The organism is Sedimentitalea arenosa (genome assembly GCF_016428585.1).
Classification (GTDB): Bacteria; Pseudomonadota; Alphaproteobacteria; order Rhodobacterales; family Rhodobacteraceae; genus Sedimentitalea; species Sedimentitalea arenosa.
In genome coordinates this window covers 177,769-193,434 of the sequence record NZ_JAELVR010000005.1, presented here as the reverse complement: position 1 = coordinate 193,434, position 15,666 = coordinate 177,769, and the positions used below count along the sequence as shown (strand labels likewise).

The window sequence follows — 15,666 nt, the reverse complement described above, 5'->3', positions numbered from 1 at the left end:
CTCAATCCAGATGCGCGCAGTCGTTGAATCCCTGAACGATCATCCGTTCGCCATGAATGACGAGCCGGCTGATGCTGCCATTCGCGGCGCCGAGAAAGGCAAACGGCTGCGCGCCGCTCGCCAGCGCCAACGCCGCGCCGACCACACCGCCATGCACCACGACCGCAACGCGCTCGTCCCGATGCACCGCGGCGATGCGCATCAGGCCGGCATGAACGCGGGCATGCAGCGCCGCCGTGGTCTCGGCATTCGGGATTTCGCCCCATTCCTGGAGCGTACGCGCGCGCTGGAACTCCGGCGCGTTTTCGGCCGATTTGATCCGGTAGAGCCCGCCATCCCAATCACCCAGGTGCACTTCACGCAGATCGGGTTCGACCCGCGGCGTGAGTCCGAGATGCGCCGCCAGCGGTGCGGCCGTCTGGTGCGTGCGCCGCAAGGTGGTGACGTAGATCGCCGCGATCGGATCGGATTTCAGCCGCTCGGCCACGGCGACTGCCTGCGCTTCGCCCTCGGGATGCAGCGCCGGATCACCATGCCCGTCTTTCAGCGGAAAACTCTCGCCCGGTCGCGCTGCCTCGGTCCGTCCGTGACGGATGAGCAGCAGATCGGCGGCGCCCGGCGGCGGGCTGAACCGGGTCTGATGGTATTCACGGGTCATGCGGGTCTCGCTCTCGGTCACTGCATCCCCGTCCCTCTAGCCGCAAAGACCCTGTCATGACAACGCGCAAGCTCGATACCGGCACCGACCATCTCTCCTGCGAGGTCAGCGAGCACGTGGCGCTGATCACGCTGGCCAATCCCGCCAAGCGCAACGCGTTGAGCGAGCCAATGACGCAGGCGCTGCGGAGGATTCTGGATGCCACAGAGCAGGACACGGACGTGCGCGTTCTGGTTTTGACCGGCGCCGGTGGTGCCTTATGCGCGGGCGGCGATGTCGGGGGGATGGGCGCGACGCTTTCGGGCGGAACGGCAAGACCCGACTCCGAGGCGATGATCCAACGTCTTCAGGAGGCGCAGGAGGCGATCGCGCTGCGGCTGTACGAGTTTCCCAAACCGACCATCGCCTGCCTGCCCGGACCCGCCGCCGGAGCGGGCCTGTCGCTGGCCCTGGCCTGCGATCTGCGCGTGGCGTGCGACAGCGCGATGCTGGTTCCGGCCTTCGCCGCCATTGGCTTGTCGGGCGATTTCGGCGGCAGCTGGCTGCTGTCGCAGCTGATCGGCCCGGCGCGCGCCAAGGAGATCTATTTCACCGGCCGGCGCGTCCCGGCAAGCGAGGCGCTGGAGCTTGGCCTAGTCAACCGGGTCACGCCGGACGGCTCTGAGCGCGACGACGCGCTAGCCCTGGCGGCGGAACTGGCCGCCGGCGCGCCGATCGCGTTGCGTTACATGAAGGACAACATCAACCGGGCCGGCTCGATGGATTTCCGCAGCGCGCTGCGAAACGAGGCCGACCGCATGATCCGCAGCATGCTGACCGAAGATCACCGCAACGCCGCCGAGGCGTTCCTTGAGAAACGCAAGCCGGTCTTCAGGGGCCGATGAAAGGGATGAACCGATGAAGAACAGAACGATCGTTGTCGCCGAACTGCCCTCGGACGCGCTGACGCCCGAGCATTTCTCGATGCAGGAAGGCGACATGCCCGCGCCGTCCGATGGCGAGGTGCTGTTGCGCACCATCCTCATGTCAATCGACGCGGCGAACAGAAGCTGGATGAAGGGCGCGACCTATCGGGATGCCGTCAACGCAGGCGACCCGATGCCAACCTACGCGATCTACGAAGTCATGGAGTCGCGCAGTCCGCGGCTGTCGAAGGGCGATATCGTCGCGGCCGAGGCAATCTGGGCCGACTACACCACCTGCCCCGCCCAGAAGGCACAGAAATTGCCCGACATGCGTCCCCTGTCAAACCTGATGTCGGTCTATGGCATCGCGGGCAAGACCGCCTTTCACGGGCTGGTCGGGGTCGGGCGCCCGATGGCGGGCGAAACCGTGCTGGTTTCGGCCGCTGCCGGATCGGTCGGCGGCTATGTGGGCCAGATCGCCAAGGCGCTCGGCTGCCGGGTCGTGGGCGTTGCGGGAGGGCCCGAGAAATGCGCCTGGGTCGTCGACACGCTGGGATTTGACGCCTGTGTCGATTACCGCGACCCCAAGATGTTCAAGGCGCTCAAGGCCGCCTGCCCTGACGGCGTCGATGTGTATTTCGACAATGTCGGTGGAGCGGTACTGGAAACTGCCCTGTTTCTGATGAACGAACGCGGGCGCGTGGTGTGCTGCGGCGCGATCAGCCAGTATGACACCGCTGCACCGACAGGCCCGCGCAACCTGCCCGGTCTGGTCGTGGTCAAGCGCCTCCGCATGGAAGGCTTCATCGTGATGGATTTCGCCCGCGAGGACGCCACTGCCCTCAGGGCGTTGCGCACATGGGTCGAAAACGGTCAGATCAAGGTCTTCGAAGACATCGTCGAGGGACTTGAAAACGCACCGTCGGCCCTGATCGGCCTGCTTTCGGGCGACAACAAGGGCAAGCGCATGGTGCGCGTCGGCCCCGACCCGTAACTTGTTCTCAACGAAAGGAAAACGCCATGGCCGCTATCGATGAGGCGCTCGCCAAGACCGAAGCCCTGGTCGGAACCGAGGTCGGTGTCTCGAACTGGATCACCGTCGATCAGGCGATGATCGACCAATTCGCCGAAACCACCCACGACGATCAGTGGATCCATGTCGATCCCAAGCGCGCCGCCGCCGAAACGCCGTTCGGCGGCACCATCGCGCATGGGTTCCTGACCCTGTCGCTTGCCAGCCGCTTTGCATATGATTGCTTTTCCATGCTGCCCGGGCAGGTGATGGGAATCAATTACGGATTTGAAAAGCTGCGGTTTTTGTCGCCCGTGCGGGCCGGGTCGCGGCTGCGCGGGCGTTTCGTGCTGGCCTCGGTCCGCAAGCGCAACGACCGCGAGTTGTTGCGCGAGAACACGCTGACCATCGAAATCGAGGGACAGGAGACGCCGGCGCTGGTGGCGCAATGGCTCGGTCTCGCCGTGTTTGCCGACCCCGAGGGCTGAGAGACACGGGAAATCGCCGCTCTGCACGCTTTACAGACCGGGTTCTTGCTGCGTAAGACCGATGCATTCAAAGGAAAACGCACAGATGACCGGTATTCTCGTCCTCAACGGACCAAACCTGAACCTTCTGGGGACGCGCCAGCCCGACGTCTATGGCGCGACCACCCTCGCGATGATCGAAGAGGATTGCCGTGCCCATGGCAACCGCATCGGGCTTGACGTCGGTTTTCTGCAATCCAACCACGAAGGCGCGCTGATCGACGCGATTCACGCGGCCAAGGGCGTGCAGGCCGGGCTGGTCATCAACGCGGGGGCCTACACGCACAGTTCGATCGCGATCATGGATGCGGTGGCCTCGGTGGAACTGCCGACCGTCGAGGTCCATCTGTCCAACATCCACGCGCGCGAAGAATTCCGTCACCGGTCCTATCTGTCCCGCGTCGCATTGGGTCAAATCTGCGGGTTCGGTGCAACCGGATACATTCTCGCGCTGGACGCTCTGAACGCACATCTCAACGGGGGATGAGCGCATGGAACTTCGCGAATACCTGCACTTCGTAGCCAACGCCCAGAGCCTCGAGGAACTATGGCCGGCTCATACGGCGCAGATGGACCAGTTCGGTTTTGACCGGCTGATCTACGGCTTTACCCGGTTTCGCACCGAAACCTCCTTGGGCGATCCGGACGACTTCACGATCCTGACCAACCACAGTGCCGAGTATATCGACGGATTCCTTCACAACGGTCTGTATTTTCACGCGCCGATGCTGAGATGGGCGCTGGAGAACGAGGGCGCGGGCAGTTGGCGGCAGATCTATGAAAAGTTCGACCTCGGCACGCTGACGCCGCAGCAGATCAAGGTCGTGCAGTTCAACCTGACGCACAAGGTGACGGCGGGCTACACGATCAGCTTCAACTCGGTCTCGCCTCGGTCCAAGGGCGCGATCTCGCTGGCGGCGCGTGCCGGGATGTCACAGGAGGAAATCGATCGGGTGTGGGCCGACCATGGCGACGATATCCACCTGATGAACAACGTGGCTCATCTGAAGATCCTGACCCTGCCCTACAGCCCGCCGAACCGGAGCCTGACCAAGCGGCAGCGCGAGGCGCTCGAGTGGGTGGGCGACGGCAAGACGACCCAGGACATCGCGATCCTGATGGGCCTGACGGCGGCGACGGTCGAAAAGCATCTGCGGCTGGCCCGCGAGTCGCTGTCGGTGGAAACCACGGCGCAGGCGGTTCTGAAGGCGGCGTTGCACAATCAGATGTTCGTCATGGAAGGGTAAATATATTGTTTTCAGATTTTTACAGGCTGTTCTTCAACCTGGATTACCTAAGGTAAGGAATACATTACTTTTACACGGCGCCGTTACATCGCAAAGTGTAACCGTTCCGTGAGTGGTGGCTTTAGCCAGGGAACACCGGGAAAAGAACCCTTGTGATTTCAAGGCTCTCTGACCTGCATTCCGGCTCTGCCGGTACCGGTCCGGGCGTGTATTGATCCACGTTCCGGCCGGGTCTTTGATACGTCTCGTCCATCCCCATAACCGGGACGATCAAGCGGACGGGGTCGCGCCAGCCGCGGCCCCGTTTCCGACTCCGAAGCCGGTTTCTTCAGATTTTGCAAAAGCCGCAGAGCCCCACTTGGCGGTTGGATCGAGATCGAACCAGTCGCCGCTGAACGGTGTCCAAAAATCTGTTCCGCGCGTCCATTCAACCCGAAGAGACCGCTTTCAAGGCCACAGCAGATTCAGGATGAACACCGCGACACCAATTCCGAAGAACAGTGGCCAACTCCACCTCGGGCCGCCCTCCTTCTGCGGGACATAGAGACCCGCCTTGTGCAGGCCGATCATCACGAGAATGATGAGAACGCTTGTGACGAGCGCATGTGCGAGGTCAAAGTGCATTCGACCCTCCCCTATGGGTTCTTTGATTGGAAGAATTGCCCCTGTGAAAGCAGCGGCAAAGCAGTGTCGGGATTGCAAGAATGAGCAACGCCACCAGGGACGCGAGCCACGGAAGCGACGGTGTGGAAAATCCGTCGAACCACAGCCCCGACGGGTGGCCAAGTGGCATGCGGAACACGCCTGCCAAGGGGTCGCGCTCCTGACCGAAGTGCCCGAAGGTTCCGATCAGGAGCAACGCCAGGGTCACGAGGTACAGTACCCCGACGATCCAAACGATCCAACGGCAGGCCGGCGCCGCCCTTGGCGGCACCAGAGCCCGGTCGATTCACGCCCAAGTGCCCGCTCGACGCTTCAGGTCATTCAGAGGCACCCCGGGTAATTGGCGCGGTCCGCTTCCGACACATCCACTGGGCATTCTGTCGCCAGATTCGCTTGGGAGACATCAGCTTCGGTCGTGTAGACTTGTTCTTCGGCACATCCTGCCAAGACAGCGAGGACGGCACATACAGCGAAGGCTTTTTTCATGGTTTTTCCTTTCAATTTAATGGGGTAACAGTTTCCCGTCCGGGAACACCCATGGTCTTTGGGCCGGATGGCTCCTGTGGCAATGCGTATCGATCGTTTCTTGGTCTTTGTGTCGCCCCTGCACGCTTCAAGTCGTTATCCTCATTCGATGCCAAAGATGACGTTGTAGGACTGGGCGCCGTTTGCGGTGTTGGAGACTTCGACCACGTGGTCACCCGACTGCCAGAGTTGGCCGCGATACTCCTGGGCAGCCATCATTTCATCGAGCAGCACGGAGCCGTCGGGGTTGTAGATCGCGTAGGTCATTCCGGGCCCGTTCGCGGCGAGACGGAAATACAGGAACTGACCATCGCGCGCGCCGAGAACGTAGCGCCGGCTTTCTTGCGGCAGCAGAGAGTCCGTCAGCTCTGCTCCGGACGTGCCGCTTGTGAACTGCACCCGCACGGTGTCGGACGCGCCCGCGCCTCCGGCCATCGCGCCGCCGCCGTCATCCGCCGCGTCAGCGACCGAGAGGTCGGCGACAACACCGCCATTGGACACAAGGCAGCGCCAGACGGTGTTTCCGGCATCCCTGAACAAGATGAGCGAATTCGCCTCTGAATACTCCGAGGAGATGACCGTGCCGCTCTGACCATCGGGTCCGCCGACCGCGCGTATCTGGTCGATACAGCCATCGATGGCGGCTTGGCCCACTTGCGCGGAGGCCGGAGCGAAAAACGAGGTGGCGAGAACTGCGGCGACGGCCGTGGGATGAAAAGTTTTGGTCATGGGTCCCATATGTTGAGCATTGCCTGTCAGCCCTGTTTTCCGGTGCCGGCAACGCGTTATCGGATAGCGCTGCCTGGCGTGTAGGCATGCTTGGATCAATCACCGTGGGCCGCCTTCAGCGTGACCACGAATCGTCGTTCAAGGTTGCATCTGAAGGCGCGCCCGTCTGTCCATATGGCGCAGCCTTTGTCCGAATACCGAAGCACGGGTCAAAACGTTCGAAGCAAGTGCAAACGCTGGCGAAGCAATCATTTGGTTGGCCGCCGATGTAAAATGCCGCACCACGTATGCTGCGCCTCAAACCGGTTTCGTGAGAATTCCGATCTGTTCCCGTCACGCCAGATACGTCCGCGCCTCCAGCGGCGTGTTGCGGAGCGTGCGCAGGAGATCCCCGACGAAGACGTCCTCGGCGCGGTTGAGGTGTTTGCGGGGGTTCAGGACCAGGTAGATGTCGACCTCGGGCAGCTTGTCGCGTGGTGGCAGGCGCCAGAGCAGCCCTTGTGCGACGTCCTGCTCGACCACATGAGTCGGGAACGCGCCGATACCCATGCCGCACATGACCATGCGGCGCACTTCCTCGAGTTGCGAGGAGCGTCCCACGACCTGGCTTGCAAGACCCATCCTGTTGCGGAGCATGACGATCCGTCGCAGGGCGTTGTCGATCTCCTCGGTGTCGAAGGCCACGAAGGGGTGATCGCGCAAATCCTCGACCGTCAGTCCTTCGCGCCCGAACAGGGGATGCGGGCGACCGCAGTAGAAGCCGAAATACTCGCGGAACATGTGCAGGTATTCGAGATCGGGCAGCTTGCGGTTGACGAGACAGATGCCGAGCGTCGCCTGCCGCTCGCGGATGTCCTGCACCACGGTATTGCTGCTTTCCACCCGGATCGTGAAGCGCACCTTTGGGTGGTCGCGGGCAAAGCGGGTAAGTTGGTCGTCCAGCAGCGGCGTGATAACGTGGCTGGCGAGCAGGATGCGCACGTCGCCGGACAATTCGTTCTGGGCCTGGCCGATACTGTCGGGCAGCTGCGATACGCCCTGAAAGATCGCCACTGCCTCGGCGTGGAGCTTGCGTCCGGCGGAGGTGAGCCGGAAGGTCCCCTTGCCACGTTCCACCAAGCGGCAATCGAGCTCGGTTTCGAGCCGCTTCAGCGCCAGGCTGACAGCAGGCTGGCCGCGCAGCAGGCGGTGGGCGGCGCGGGTGATGCTCTGCTCTTCCGCGATGACGAGGAAGGTGCGCAGCAGGTTCCAATCAAGCTTGAAGGCGAATTTGCGGTCGGGATCTATAAGCATGATTTCAATTAATGCATATTATTCTTCGGATCAATTCGCTCAATCGTGCGCTTGCGTGCCATAGTCGGTGCAAGGAGAGATTCTGTGCCCGCCATTCCGGCCGACCGACGCCCCTGGATCCTGCTGACACCGGCGCTGTTGTTCATCACGGCGCTGGTCGTGATCCCGATGGCCTTCATCCTGGTCTATTCGTTCTACGAGAACATCGACTTGGCGGTGGACGTGCCGGCCTTCCAGTTCGGCAACTGGCAGGACCTGCTGAGCGACAGCTATTACCACACGGCAATCTGGAAGACGCTGCGCCTGTCGGTGATCGTGACGGTTCTGGCGGCGGTGCTGGGATACATTCCCGCCTACGTGATCGCGATGACGAAGTACCGGCACAAGTGGCTGCTATTGCTTCTGTTGATCTTGCCGTTCTGGGTCAGCTTCATCATCCGCACCCTGAGCTGGATCCACATCTTCGGCAACCAGGGGGCGCTGAACGGGCTGTTGAACCTGCTCGGACTGGGCGATCTGGAAGTTCAGCTGATGTATACCGAATTCACGGTGATCGTGGGCTTCATCCACGTGTTCCTGCCCTACATGATCCTGAACGTCTATGTGAGCCTCGAGGGCATCGATCCGAACCTCGAGCCAGCCGCGCGCACGCTGGGGGCGACGCCTTGGCAGGCGTTCCGCGAGGTGACGCTGCCGCTGTCCCTGCCCGGCCTCGCGGCCGGATCGCTGCTGGTTTTCGTTCTGACCGGGGGCAGCTACGTGACACCCTTGATCCTGGGCGGGCCGAGCGACTTCCTCTTCGGCAACCTGGTCTATGACGCCGTGGTGACCGAGCTGAACTGGCCGATGGGGGCGACGCTGTCCTTCGCGCTGCTGCTGCTTCTGGGCAGCGTGGTGATCCTCTACAGCCGGTTCATGGGAATGGACCAGCTGGCCAAGGCGTTCGGGAGGTGAACGTGCGGGTCTGGTCGCTGTTGAAGTTCTATACCGTTCTGGTCTATGCTTTCACGTTCGCGCCCATCGCGGTGGTGCTGCTGTTGGCATTCAATTCCTCCCAGTTCGGCGGCTTCCCGATCGAGGGCTTCAGCCTGCGCTGGTTCCGGGAACTGGCCGAGAACGAGGCCATCATCCGCGCCCTGCGCACCTCTGTGATCCTGGGCCTGCTGACGGCGCTGATCGCCACCACGCTGGGGATCCTGGCGAGCCTCGCGCTGGTGCGTTATCGCTTTCCCGGCAAGAACTGGATCACCACCTTCCTGATCTCGCCGGTTCTGGTCCCCGAGACGGTGCTGGCGGTGGGCCTTCTGATCTTCCTGCGCTGGCTGCACATGCCGCGCAGTTTCGCACTGCTGTTGATCGGGCATTCGATCATCGCCCTGCCTTTCGTCGTTCTGGTGGTGCAGGCACGGCTGATCGGGATCAGGCGCGACTACGAGGAAGCGGCGATGTCGCTGGGGGCGAACCCCATGCAGACGTTTTTCCAGATCACGCTGCCGTTGCTGATGCCGGCAGTATTCGCAGGCGCGCTCTTCGCGTTCACCATTTCGTTTGATAACATCACCGCCACGATCTTCTGGCGCCCCTCGGGCATGGAGACCGTGCCGACGCAGATCTTCGGGATGCTGCGCAATTCGGTCAGCCCCGAGATCAACGCTTTGGGATTCGTGATGATCTGCATCACGGTGGGCGTGCCGCTTCTGGCGGGCGCGCTGGCGCGATACTTCGCACGCAAGAAAATATGAACCAACCACAACAGGGAGTCTGAACAATGACAAAAAAGATGGATGACACGACCCGCTACGCGCGACTGCGCGAGGCCGTCGGCAATGGCGACGTGGACCGGCGCAGCTTTTTCGGCCTGCTGGGCGCCGCGGGCCTGACCACGGGCCTGAGCGGCGGCATCATGAGCGCGATGGCGACGCAGGCGCGCGCTGCCGGCACCGAGCTCTACTTCGAAGGCTGGGGCGGCGTGGTATCCGAAGCGCTGCGCGAAAACGCCTTCAATCCCTACCAGGAAGCAACCGGCAACACCGTGGTCGATGCGACCTTCGGCGGCGAGAACGAGGTGCTGACCAAGATCAAGGCGGCGGGCAACACGGATGGCCACAACATCCTGCACAGCTCGGGGGTCAACTGGTACAAGCGCTGGGTCGACAACGGCTATGCGGTCCAGCTGAACGAGGACAATATCCCGAACCTGTCCAACGTGATGACCGCGATGATCGACCCGTTCCGCGCGATCACGCCCGACGGGCTGTCGGCGGTGCCCTATGATTACGGAACCACGGGGATCGCCTATAACACCAAGTATGTTTCCGAAGAAAAGGCTCGGGAACTGGGCGCGAACCTGCTGCTCGATCCCGAACTCAAGGGCAAGATCGGCGGCTGGGGCGGCGACTGGGCCAACCGGGCCTGGTATGGCGCGCTGCAATCGGGACAGGACCCCAACGACATCCAGGATTGGGACGCGGTCTGGGACAAGGCGCGCGAGCATCGCGATCTGGTTCTGAAATACTGGTCGTCGGGCGCGGAACTGATGGACCTGCTGGCCAAGGAAGAGATCTATGTCACCGAAGCCTGGTCGGGCCGGGTGGCGGCGCTGCAGGCACAGGGCCATCCGATCGCCTACATGGACCCGCCCAACGGACTGGCCTGGATGGAGTCGATGTTCGTGCTGAAGGGCTCGCCACTGGAGGCTGCCGAGGAACTGCTGAACTTCATGCTCGACCCGCAGACCGCAATCGCTGTGGCGGTGGGACAGAAGTATCCGCCTTCGCTGGACCCGACAAAGATCGAGATGCCCGAGGAGGTGCTCAACCTTCCGGCCTTCGATCCGACCGGCCAGCTGGAGGGGCTGGTGTTCCGCGATCCGATGGTCTGGAATCCGCAGGAGAAGGAACAGTCCAAGATGTGGAACCGCGTCCAGAAAGGCGCGTGAGGCCAAAGGGGCGTCGCCGCGGCCCGCGGCGGCAACCCAACGAGAGCGGTCGTCCATCAGGTCACGCCCGATGGACGACTCCTCCGGACCTTGCCCGGGGGTCAACGGAAATAAACTGGGGCTGAGCGGATGACGGATCGGAGGACTGGATGGCACGCGTCGAGCTGAAATCGGTGCGCAAGAGTTTCGGCGCGGTCGTGGCCGTGCAGGGGGCGGACGTGGTCTTCGAGGAAGGCTCCTTCACCACCCTGCTGGGGCCGTCGGGTTGCGGCAAGACCACCATCCTGCGGATGATCTCGGGGCTTGAGACCCCGACGGATGGCGACATCCTGATCGGTGGCAAGCGGATCAACGACGTTCCGATTCACAAGCGCAACCTGGGGCTGGTGTTCCAGAACTACGCCCTGTTCCCGCATCGCACCATCGGCGAGAACATCGCATTCGGCCTGAAATACCGCGACGTGGCCAAGGCAGACATGGCCCGCAAAGTCACCGAGGCGCTGGACATCGTGCGCCTGCCCGGTGTCGAGGACCGCTATCCCAGCCAGCTTTCAGGCGGGCAGCAGCAGCGCATCGCACTGGCCCGCGCCATCGTCATCGAGCCGGACGTGCTGCTTCTGGACGAGCCGCTCTCGGCGCTGGATGCAAACCTGCGCGAGGAAATGCGGGTCGAGTTGAAAGCGATCCAGGACCGGATCGGGGTGACGTCGATCTTCGTCACGCATGATCAGTCCGAGGCGCTGGCGATGTCGGACCGGATCATCGTGATGAGCGCCGGACGGATCGAGCAGATCGGCGCTCCGGACGAGGTCTATAACCGGCCGGTATCGGAGTTCGTGGCAAATTTCCTCGGCGCGTCGAACCTGCTCGACGCGCAGGTGATTTCTCGCGACCGCGAACACGTTGTGCTCGAGACCGCCGAATTCGGCCGAACTCCGGTGCCACTGTCCCATGCGGCCTCTCTGGGCGACGGGCCCGCCGCCAAGTTGATGATCCGCGCCGAAAAACTGACGTTGGCGCCGGTCGGCCAGGGCGGGGCGACGGCCAAGGTGGAAAACGTCGATTACCAAGGCCAGTTGGCGCGCTATTTCCTGCGCGTGGGCGACACACCGATGCAGGCGATGAACATGATCGACGGCAAGCCCTTTGCCACGGGCGAGACCGTCTCGCTGCTGTTGAACCCGGATGCCTGCGCCGCGCTGCCGCCCAAGACGGGCGCATCATGAGCCGGCTGTTCTACCAGACCCGCCTGGCCCGCCCCGAACTGGACCGGGCCGAGGGCATCCACATGTGGGACGTTACGGGCAAGCGCTATATCGACGGCTCCAGCGGCGCGATGGTCAGCAATATCGGCCATTCAAACCCCCGCGTTCTGGCGGCGATGCACAAGCAGATGGAGCGCGCCACCTTCGGCTACCGGCTGCATTTCCAGACCGAGGCCTCCGAGGCGCTGGCCGAACGCGCCGCGGCGCTGGCGCCCGAGGGGTTGGGGCGGGTGTTCTTCGTCTCCGGCGGCTCGGAAGCCGTGGAAAGCGCCATGAAGCTGGCCCGCCAGTATGCACTGAGCCGGGGCGAGGCGCAGCGCTACAAGGTGATCGCGCGCACGCCCTCCTATCACGGCGCGACGCTGGGCGCGCTGTCCGTCACGGGCTATGCGCCGATGACGGCGCCGTTCGACCCGATGATGCGCCCCATGCCGAAGGTGCCCGCACCGCGCGCCTATCTCGACGGGCTGGACGCGGAGGACCCGGCGACGGGCCTGCATTACGCCGCGATGCTGGAGGCGCGTATCCTCGAGGAAGGTCCCGAGACCGTGCTGGCCTTCATCGTTGAGCCGGTCGGAGGCGCGTCGACCGGGGCGCTGGTGCCCCCGGCGGAATACATGCGAGAAATCCGCAAAATATGTGACACTTACGGGGTGTTGTTGATCCATGACGAGGTGATGTCGGGCGGCGGGCGCACGGGGCGCTTCTTCGGTGCCGAGCATTGGGACGTGGCACCCGACCTGATCTGCCTGTCCAAGGGGTTCGGCGGCGGGTACGTGCCGTTGGGCGCGGTTATCGCGCGCGACGACATGGTCGAAACTGTGCTGGATCACGGCGGCTTCATCCACGGGCACACCTATGCCGGCAATCCGCTGGCCTGCGCGGCCGGTCTCGCAGTGCTGGAGGAGATCGACACCCAGGACCTGACCGGCAATGCGGCGCGGATGGGCGATGTGTTGGCCTCGCGTCTGCGCGATCTCAAGCAGAAGTATCCGGTGATCGGCGACGTGCGCGGCAAGGGACTGCTGCTGGCCTTCGAATTGATGCGCGATCGGGCCAGCAAGGCCCCCCTGCCCGCCACGCTCAACGCCCATTCCCGGCTGGTCGAGATCGCTTACGAAAACGGTCTGATCCTGTATTCCCGGCGCACGCGCGGCGGTCTGTCGGGCGATCACTTCCTGGTCTGCCCGCCGATGATCGTGAATGCGGAACAGGTCGAGGAGATCGTCGACTTGTTGGACAAATCGCTCGCGCGCTTCGTCGCCGAACTGCCCGCCGATGCGCTGGGCCCGGTCTGAGCCGATGGTAGTCGTGTCCCCCGTTACCCGAGCGAGCCTGCCCTTTCTGACCGAGGGCCTACGGGCGTTGGCCCGGGATCTGCGCGACCCGTTCCGCGCCACCGAAGAGACACTGGCGCGGGCGCTCTTCGCCGCCCGCCCGGCCTGCTACGGGCTGCTCGCGCAGGAGGGCGCGGCCCTGCGGGGCGTGGTGCTGTATGCACCGCTGATGTCGACCGCCTTCGGAACGCCGGGGCTCTATGTTTCCGACCTCTGGATCGCAAAGACGGCGCGGGGCACGGGGCTTGGCCGCCGGATGCTGGCGCGTGTCGCGCAACATGGCCGCGCGGTCTGGGGCGCCTCTTTCCTGAGGCTCGCCGCCTATGATGACAATCCGGACGCGCTGGCGTTCTATCAGCGGCTCGGGTTCCAGACGCCCGAGGGCGAAACCACGCTGCGCCTGGGCGGCCAGTTGTTCGATGACCTTGCGAGGAGCGGATGAGAGCCTTCTTTCATGAGCGTCAATGGGCGCATGACCCCAAGCACTTCATGGCCAACGGCGCCGTGTTGCCGAATCCGGAACAGCCCGAGCGAATCGCGCGGTTGCGGACCGGGGCCGAGGCCGCCGGCTGCGCGTTCGAAACACCCGCCGATGCCGGGATCGCACCCATCGCCGCGATCCACAGTTCTGAATACCTGACGTTTCTCCAGACCATCCACGGCCGCTGGCAGCGGATCGACGGCGCGGGCGAGGAGGTCATCCCCAACATCCACCCGGCCAATCGCTCTGACGGCTATCCGAAATCGGCGGTCGGCCAGGCGGGATATCACCAGGCGGATACCGCCTGCCCGATCTCCGCCGGCACTTGGGAGGCGGCCTATTGGGCGGCGCAGAGTGCGATCGCCGCCGCGGATTGCCTGCAAGCCGGGGTGCGCGCCGCCTATGCGCTGGCCCGCCCGCCGGGCCACCATGCCTTTGCCGATCTCGCCGGCGGGTTCTGTTTCCTGAACAATTCCGCCATTGCTGCCGAGCGGCTTCTGCGCGCCGGCCACCGCCCTGCGGTGCTCGACATCGACGTGCATCACGGCAACGGCACGCAAGGCATCTTCTACGCGCGCCGGGATGTTCTGACCGTGTCACTTCATGCCGACCCGGTGCGATTCTACCCGTTCTTCTGGGGCCACGCGCAGGAGCGCGGCACCGGCGCGGGTCTGGGGGCGAACGTGAACCTGCCCTTGCCGCGGGGCACCGGCGATGACGCCTACCTGTCGGAACTGTCGCGCGCGACCGAACGCGTGCAGGCCTTCGGCGCCAGCGTGCTCGTCGTGGCACTGGGACTCGATGCCTTCGTCGGCGATCCGTTCAAGGGATTGGCGATCACCACCGAGGGCTTCGCCCGGATCGGCGCGGCGATCGCCGAGCTCGGCTTGCCAACGCTCTTCGTGCAGGAAGGCGGCTATCTCTGCGACGCGTTGGGCGACAACCTGACCAGTGTGCTGACCGGATTTCAGGACGCATGAGCAGGACAGTGGATATCGTCGTCATCGGCGGCGGCATCGCCGGGATGAGCGCGGCTGCAGAGTTGTCCCGCGACGCTCAGGTGCTGGTGCTCGAAGCCGAAGATCACCTCGGCTATCATTCGACGGGTCGCTCCGCGGCGATCTTCATCCGCAACTACGGCAACGCGACGCTGAGACGGTTGAACGCGCTGGCCTATCCGGACTTGGCCGGCGAACTGCTGGGCGAAACGGTGCTGTCGCCCCGCGGAGAGATGCTGATCGCGCGGCTAGAGGACATGGAGACGTTCGACAGTTATCTGGCTGACACCGACGGGATGGAGCGGCTTTCGCCCGGCGAGGCGCAGTCGATGGTGCCGATCCTGCGGCGCGAGAAGATCGCAGCGGCGGCGATCGAACGTGATGCGCAGGACATCGACGTCGACCGGCTGTTGCAAGGTTGCGCGCGCCTTCTGCGGGCGCGCGGCGGCCAGATCGCAACGGGCAAACGCCTGACCGGTCTTTCGCGGGACGGCAGCGGTTGGCGCGTTGAGTGCGACGGCGAAAGCATCTTGGCCGGTCGCGTCGTGAACGCCGCTGGGGCCTGGGCCGACCGGATCGCCGCGATGGCCGGCGTTGCGCCGATCGGGCTGCAGCCGATGCGCCGCTCGGCTGTGCGCATGGCCCTGCCCCGGCAGATCGAGGGACATGCCGACTGGCCGCTCTTCGGCTCGATCATGGAAAGCTGGTATGCGAAACCGGATGGAGACGGCCTGATGATCTCTCCCGCCGACGAGGACCCCGTCGATCCGCATGACGCCTGGCCCGACGACATGGTCATCGCCGAAGGCCTGTTCCGCTTCGAGGAGATGGTCGACGTGCCGATCGTCAAACCCTCGCATAGCTGGGCGGGGCTGCGCAGCTTCGTGGCCGACCGCACGCCGGTCGTCGGCGCCGCCGCCGATGCGGACGGGTTCTATTGGTTGGCCGGACAGGGCGGTTATGGCGTGCAGACCGCTCCGGCGCTGGCCCGTATCCTTGCTGACATCTGCCTCACCGATGGGCGGGGCACAGAGCCGGATCTGCGCGCGAGCCTGTCGCCGGCGCGTCTCGCCTGAGCGTCGTCTTGG

18 protein-coding genes are annotated in these 15,666 nt (G+C 64.0%); 13 read left to right on the top strand and 5 right to left on the bottom strand.

Going from position 1 to position 15,666, the window contains the following annotated elements; genetic code table 11:
* Position 1: 1 nt before the first annotated feature.
* The gene (locus JF290_RS09125; protein WP_199024538.1) at positions 2-658 is read right to left on the bottom strand and encodes a histidine phosphatase family protein; all 657 of its coding nucleotides are present in this window, start codon (positions 656-658) and stop codon (positions 2-4) included.
* 56 nt (positions 659-714) lie between these two features.
* On the opposite strand from JF290_RS09125, the gene JF290_RS09120 reads away from it, so the two are divergent.
* The 5 genes from JF290_RS09120 (at position 715) to JF290_RS09100 (ending at position 4,349) form a co-directional block, all read left to right on the top strand.
* Complete coding sequence (locus JF290_RS09120; protein ID WP_199024537.1) at positions 715-1,542, top strand: enoyl-CoA hydratase-related protein; 828 nt, start codon at positions 715-717, stop codon at positions 1,540-1,542.
* Between the two features lie 13 nt (positions 1,543-1,555).
* Positions 1,556-2,557, top strand: coding sequence for an NADP-dependent oxidoreductase (locus JF290_RS09115; RefSeq protein WP_199024536.1), 1,002 nt, complete (start codon positions 1,556-1,558; stop codon positions 2,555-2,557).
* A gap of 26 nt (positions 2,558-2,583) precedes the next feature.
* Positions 2,584-3,063, top strand: coding sequence for a MaoC family dehydratase (locus tag JF290_RS09110; RefSeq protein ID WP_199024535.1), 480 nt, complete (start codon positions 2,584-2,586; stop codon positions 3,061-3,063).
* An 85-nt stretch (positions 3,064-3,148) separates the two neighbouring features.
* A complete protein-coding gene (aroQ, locus tag JF290_RS09105; RefSeq protein ID WP_199024534.1) occupies positions 3,149-3,589 on the top strand; it encodes a type II 3-dehydroquinate dehydratase in 441 nt (146 codons plus the stop codon).
* A gap of 4 nt (positions 3,590-3,593) precedes the next feature.
* Positions 3,594-4,349, top strand: coding sequence for a LuxR family transcriptional regulator (locus JF290_RS09100; protein ID WP_199024533.1), 756 nt, complete (start codon positions 3,594-3,596; stop codon positions 4,347-4,349).
* A 447-nt stretch (positions 4,350-4,796) separates the two neighbouring features.
* Here the strand turns inward: JF290_RS09100 and JF290_RS09095 are convergent, their stop codons facing one another.
* The 4 genes from JF290_RS09095 to JF290_RS09080 form a co-directional block, all read right to left on the bottom strand.
* Positions 4,797-4,973, bottom strand: coding sequence for a hypothetical protein (locus tag JF290_RS09095; RefSeq protein ID WP_199024532.1), 177 nt, complete (start codon positions 4,971-4,973; stop codon positions 4,797-4,799).
* Between the two features lie 360 nt (positions 4,974-5,333).
* Entirely contained in the window at positions 5,334-5,498 is a 165-nt protein-coding gene (locus JF290_RS09090) for a putative periplasmic lipoprotein (protein ID WP_199024531.1), read from the bottom strand.
* A gap of 141 nt (positions 5,499-5,639) precedes the next feature.
* Positions 5,640-6,266, bottom strand: coding sequence for a hypothetical protein (locus JF290_RS09085; protein WP_199024530.1), 627 nt, complete (start codon positions 6,264-6,266; stop codon positions 5,640-5,642).
* Positions 6,267-6,599: 333 nt separating this feature from the next.
* Positions 6,600-7,559, bottom strand: coding sequence for a LysR family transcriptional regulator (locus JF290_RS09080; protein WP_199024529.1), 960 nt, complete (start codon positions 7,557-7,559; stop codon positions 6,600-6,602).
* A gap of 84 nt (positions 7,560-7,643) precedes the next feature.
* Here JF290_RS09080 and JF290_RS09075 point away from each other — a divergent pair, with 84 nt between their 5' ends.
* The 8 genes from JF290_RS09075 (at position 7,644) to JF290_RS09040 (ending at position 15,654) form a co-directional block, all read left to right on the top strand.
* Positions 7,644-8,513, top strand: a complete 870-nt coding sequence (locus tag JF290_RS09075; RefSeq protein WP_328701226.1) for an ABC transporter permease — start codon at positions 7,644-7,646, stop codon at positions 8,511-8,513.
* Positions 8,510-9,301, top strand: coding sequence for an ABC transporter permease (locus tag JF290_RS09070; RefSeq protein ID WP_328701225.1), 792 nt, complete (start codon positions 8,510-8,512; stop codon positions 9,299-9,301). Before JF290_RS09075 ends, JF290_RS09070 begins: the two co-directional genes overlap by 4 nt.
* A gap of 26 nt (positions 9,302-9,327) precedes the next feature.
* Positions 9,328-10,497, top strand: coding sequence for an ABC transporter substrate-binding protein (locus tag JF290_RS09065; RefSeq protein WP_233155224.1), 1,170 nt, complete (start codon positions 9,328-9,330; stop codon positions 10,495-10,497).
* Between the two features lie 149 nt (positions 10,498-10,646).
* Complete coding sequence (locus JF290_RS09060; protein ID WP_199024528.1) at positions 10,647-11,723, top strand: ABC transporter ATP-binding protein; 1,077 nt, start codon at positions 10,647-10,649, stop codon at positions 11,721-11,723.
* Entirely contained in the window at positions 11,720-13,060 is a 1,341-nt protein-coding gene (locus tag JF290_RS09055) for an aminotransferase family protein (protein WP_199024527.1), read from the top strand. Before JF290_RS09060 ends, JF290_RS09055 begins: the two co-directional genes overlap by 4 nt.
* Positions 13,061-13,064: 4 nt before the next feature.
* Complete coding sequence (locus JF290_RS09050) at positions 13,065-13,541, top strand: GNAT family N-acetyltransferase (RefSeq protein WP_199024526.1); 477 nt, start codon at positions 13,065-13,067, stop codon at positions 13,539-13,541.
* A complete protein-coding gene (locus JF290_RS09045; RefSeq protein WP_199024525.1) occupies positions 13,538-14,560 on the top strand; it encodes a histone deacetylase family protein in 1,023 nt (340 codons plus the stop codon). The genes JF290_RS09050 and JF290_RS09045 overlap by 4 nt, the downstream gene beginning before the upstream one ends.
* Positions 14,557-15,654 carry an NAD(P)/FAD-dependent oxidoreductase gene (locus JF290_RS09040; protein ID WP_199024524.1) on the top strand — a complete coding sequence of 366 codons (1,098 nt, stop codon included), beginning with the start codon at positions 14,557-14,559 and terminating at the stop codon, positions 15,652-15,654. The genes JF290_RS09045 and JF290_RS09040 overlap by 4 nt, the downstream gene beginning before the upstream one ends.
* Positions 15,655-15,666 lie beyond the last annotated feature (12 nt).

Coding starts and splice junctions, on each gene's coding strand:
- JF290_RS09050 (WP_199024526.1), top strand. CDS start 13,065: ATGGTAGTCGTGTCCCCCGTTACCCGAGCGAGCCTGCCCTTTCTGACC.
- JF290_RS09110 (WP_199024535.1), top strand. CDS start 2,584: ATGGCCGCTATCGATGAGGCGCTCGCCAAGACCGAAGCCCTGGTCGGA.
- JF290_RS09085 (WP_199024530.1), bottom strand. CDS start 6,266: ATGACCAAAACTTTTCATCCCACGGCCGTCGCCGCAGTTCTCGCCACC.
- JF290_RS09095 (WP_199024532.1), bottom strand. CDS start 4,973: ATGCACTTTGACCTCGCACATGCGCTCGTCACAAGCGTTCTCATCATT.
- JF290_RS09090 (WP_199024531.1), bottom strand. CDS start 5,498: ATGAAAAAAGCCTTCGCTGTATGTGCCGTCCTCGCTGTCTTGGCAGGA.
- JF290_RS09055 (WP_199024527.1), top strand. CDS start 11,720: ATGAGCCGGCTGTTCTACCAGACCCGCCTGGCCCGCCCCGAACTGGAC.
- JF290_RS09080 (WP_199024529.1), bottom strand. CDS start 7,559: ATGCTTATAGATCCCGACCGCAAATTCGCCTTCAAGCTTGATTGGAAC.
- JF290_RS09045 (WP_199024525.1), top strand. CDS start 13,538: ATGAGAGCCTTCTTTCATGAGCGTCAATGGGCGCATGACCCCAAGCAC.
- aroQ (WP_199024534.1), top strand. CDS start 3,149: ATGACCGGTATTCTCGTCCTCAACGGACCAAACCTGAACCTTCTGGGG.
- JF290_RS09060 (WP_199024528.1), top strand. CDS start 10,647: ATGGCACGCGTCGAGCTGAAATCGGTGCGCAAGAGTTTCGGCGCGGTC.
- JF290_RS09120 (WP_199024537.1), top strand. CDS start 715: ATGACAACGCGCAAGCTCGATACCGGCACCGACCATCTCTCCTGCGAG.
- JF290_RS09115 (WP_199024536.1), top strand. CDS start 1,556: ATGAAGAACAGAACGATCGTTGTCGCCGAACTGCCCTCGGACGCGCTG.
- JF290_RS09100 (WP_199024533.1), top strand. CDS start 3,594: ATGGAACTTCGCGAATACCTGCACTTCGTAGCCAACGCCCAGAGCCTC.
- JF290_RS09065 (WP_233155224.1), top strand. CDS start 9,328: ATGACAAAAAAGATGGATGACACGACCCGCTACGCGCGACTGCGCGAG.
- JF290_RS09040 (WP_199024524.1), top strand. CDS start 14,557: ATGAGCAGGACAGTGGATATCGTCGTCATCGGCGGCGGCATCGCCGGG.
- JF290_RS09125 (WP_199024538.1), bottom strand. CDS start 658: ATGACCCGTGAATACCATCAGACCCGGTTCAGCCCGCCGCCGGGCGCC.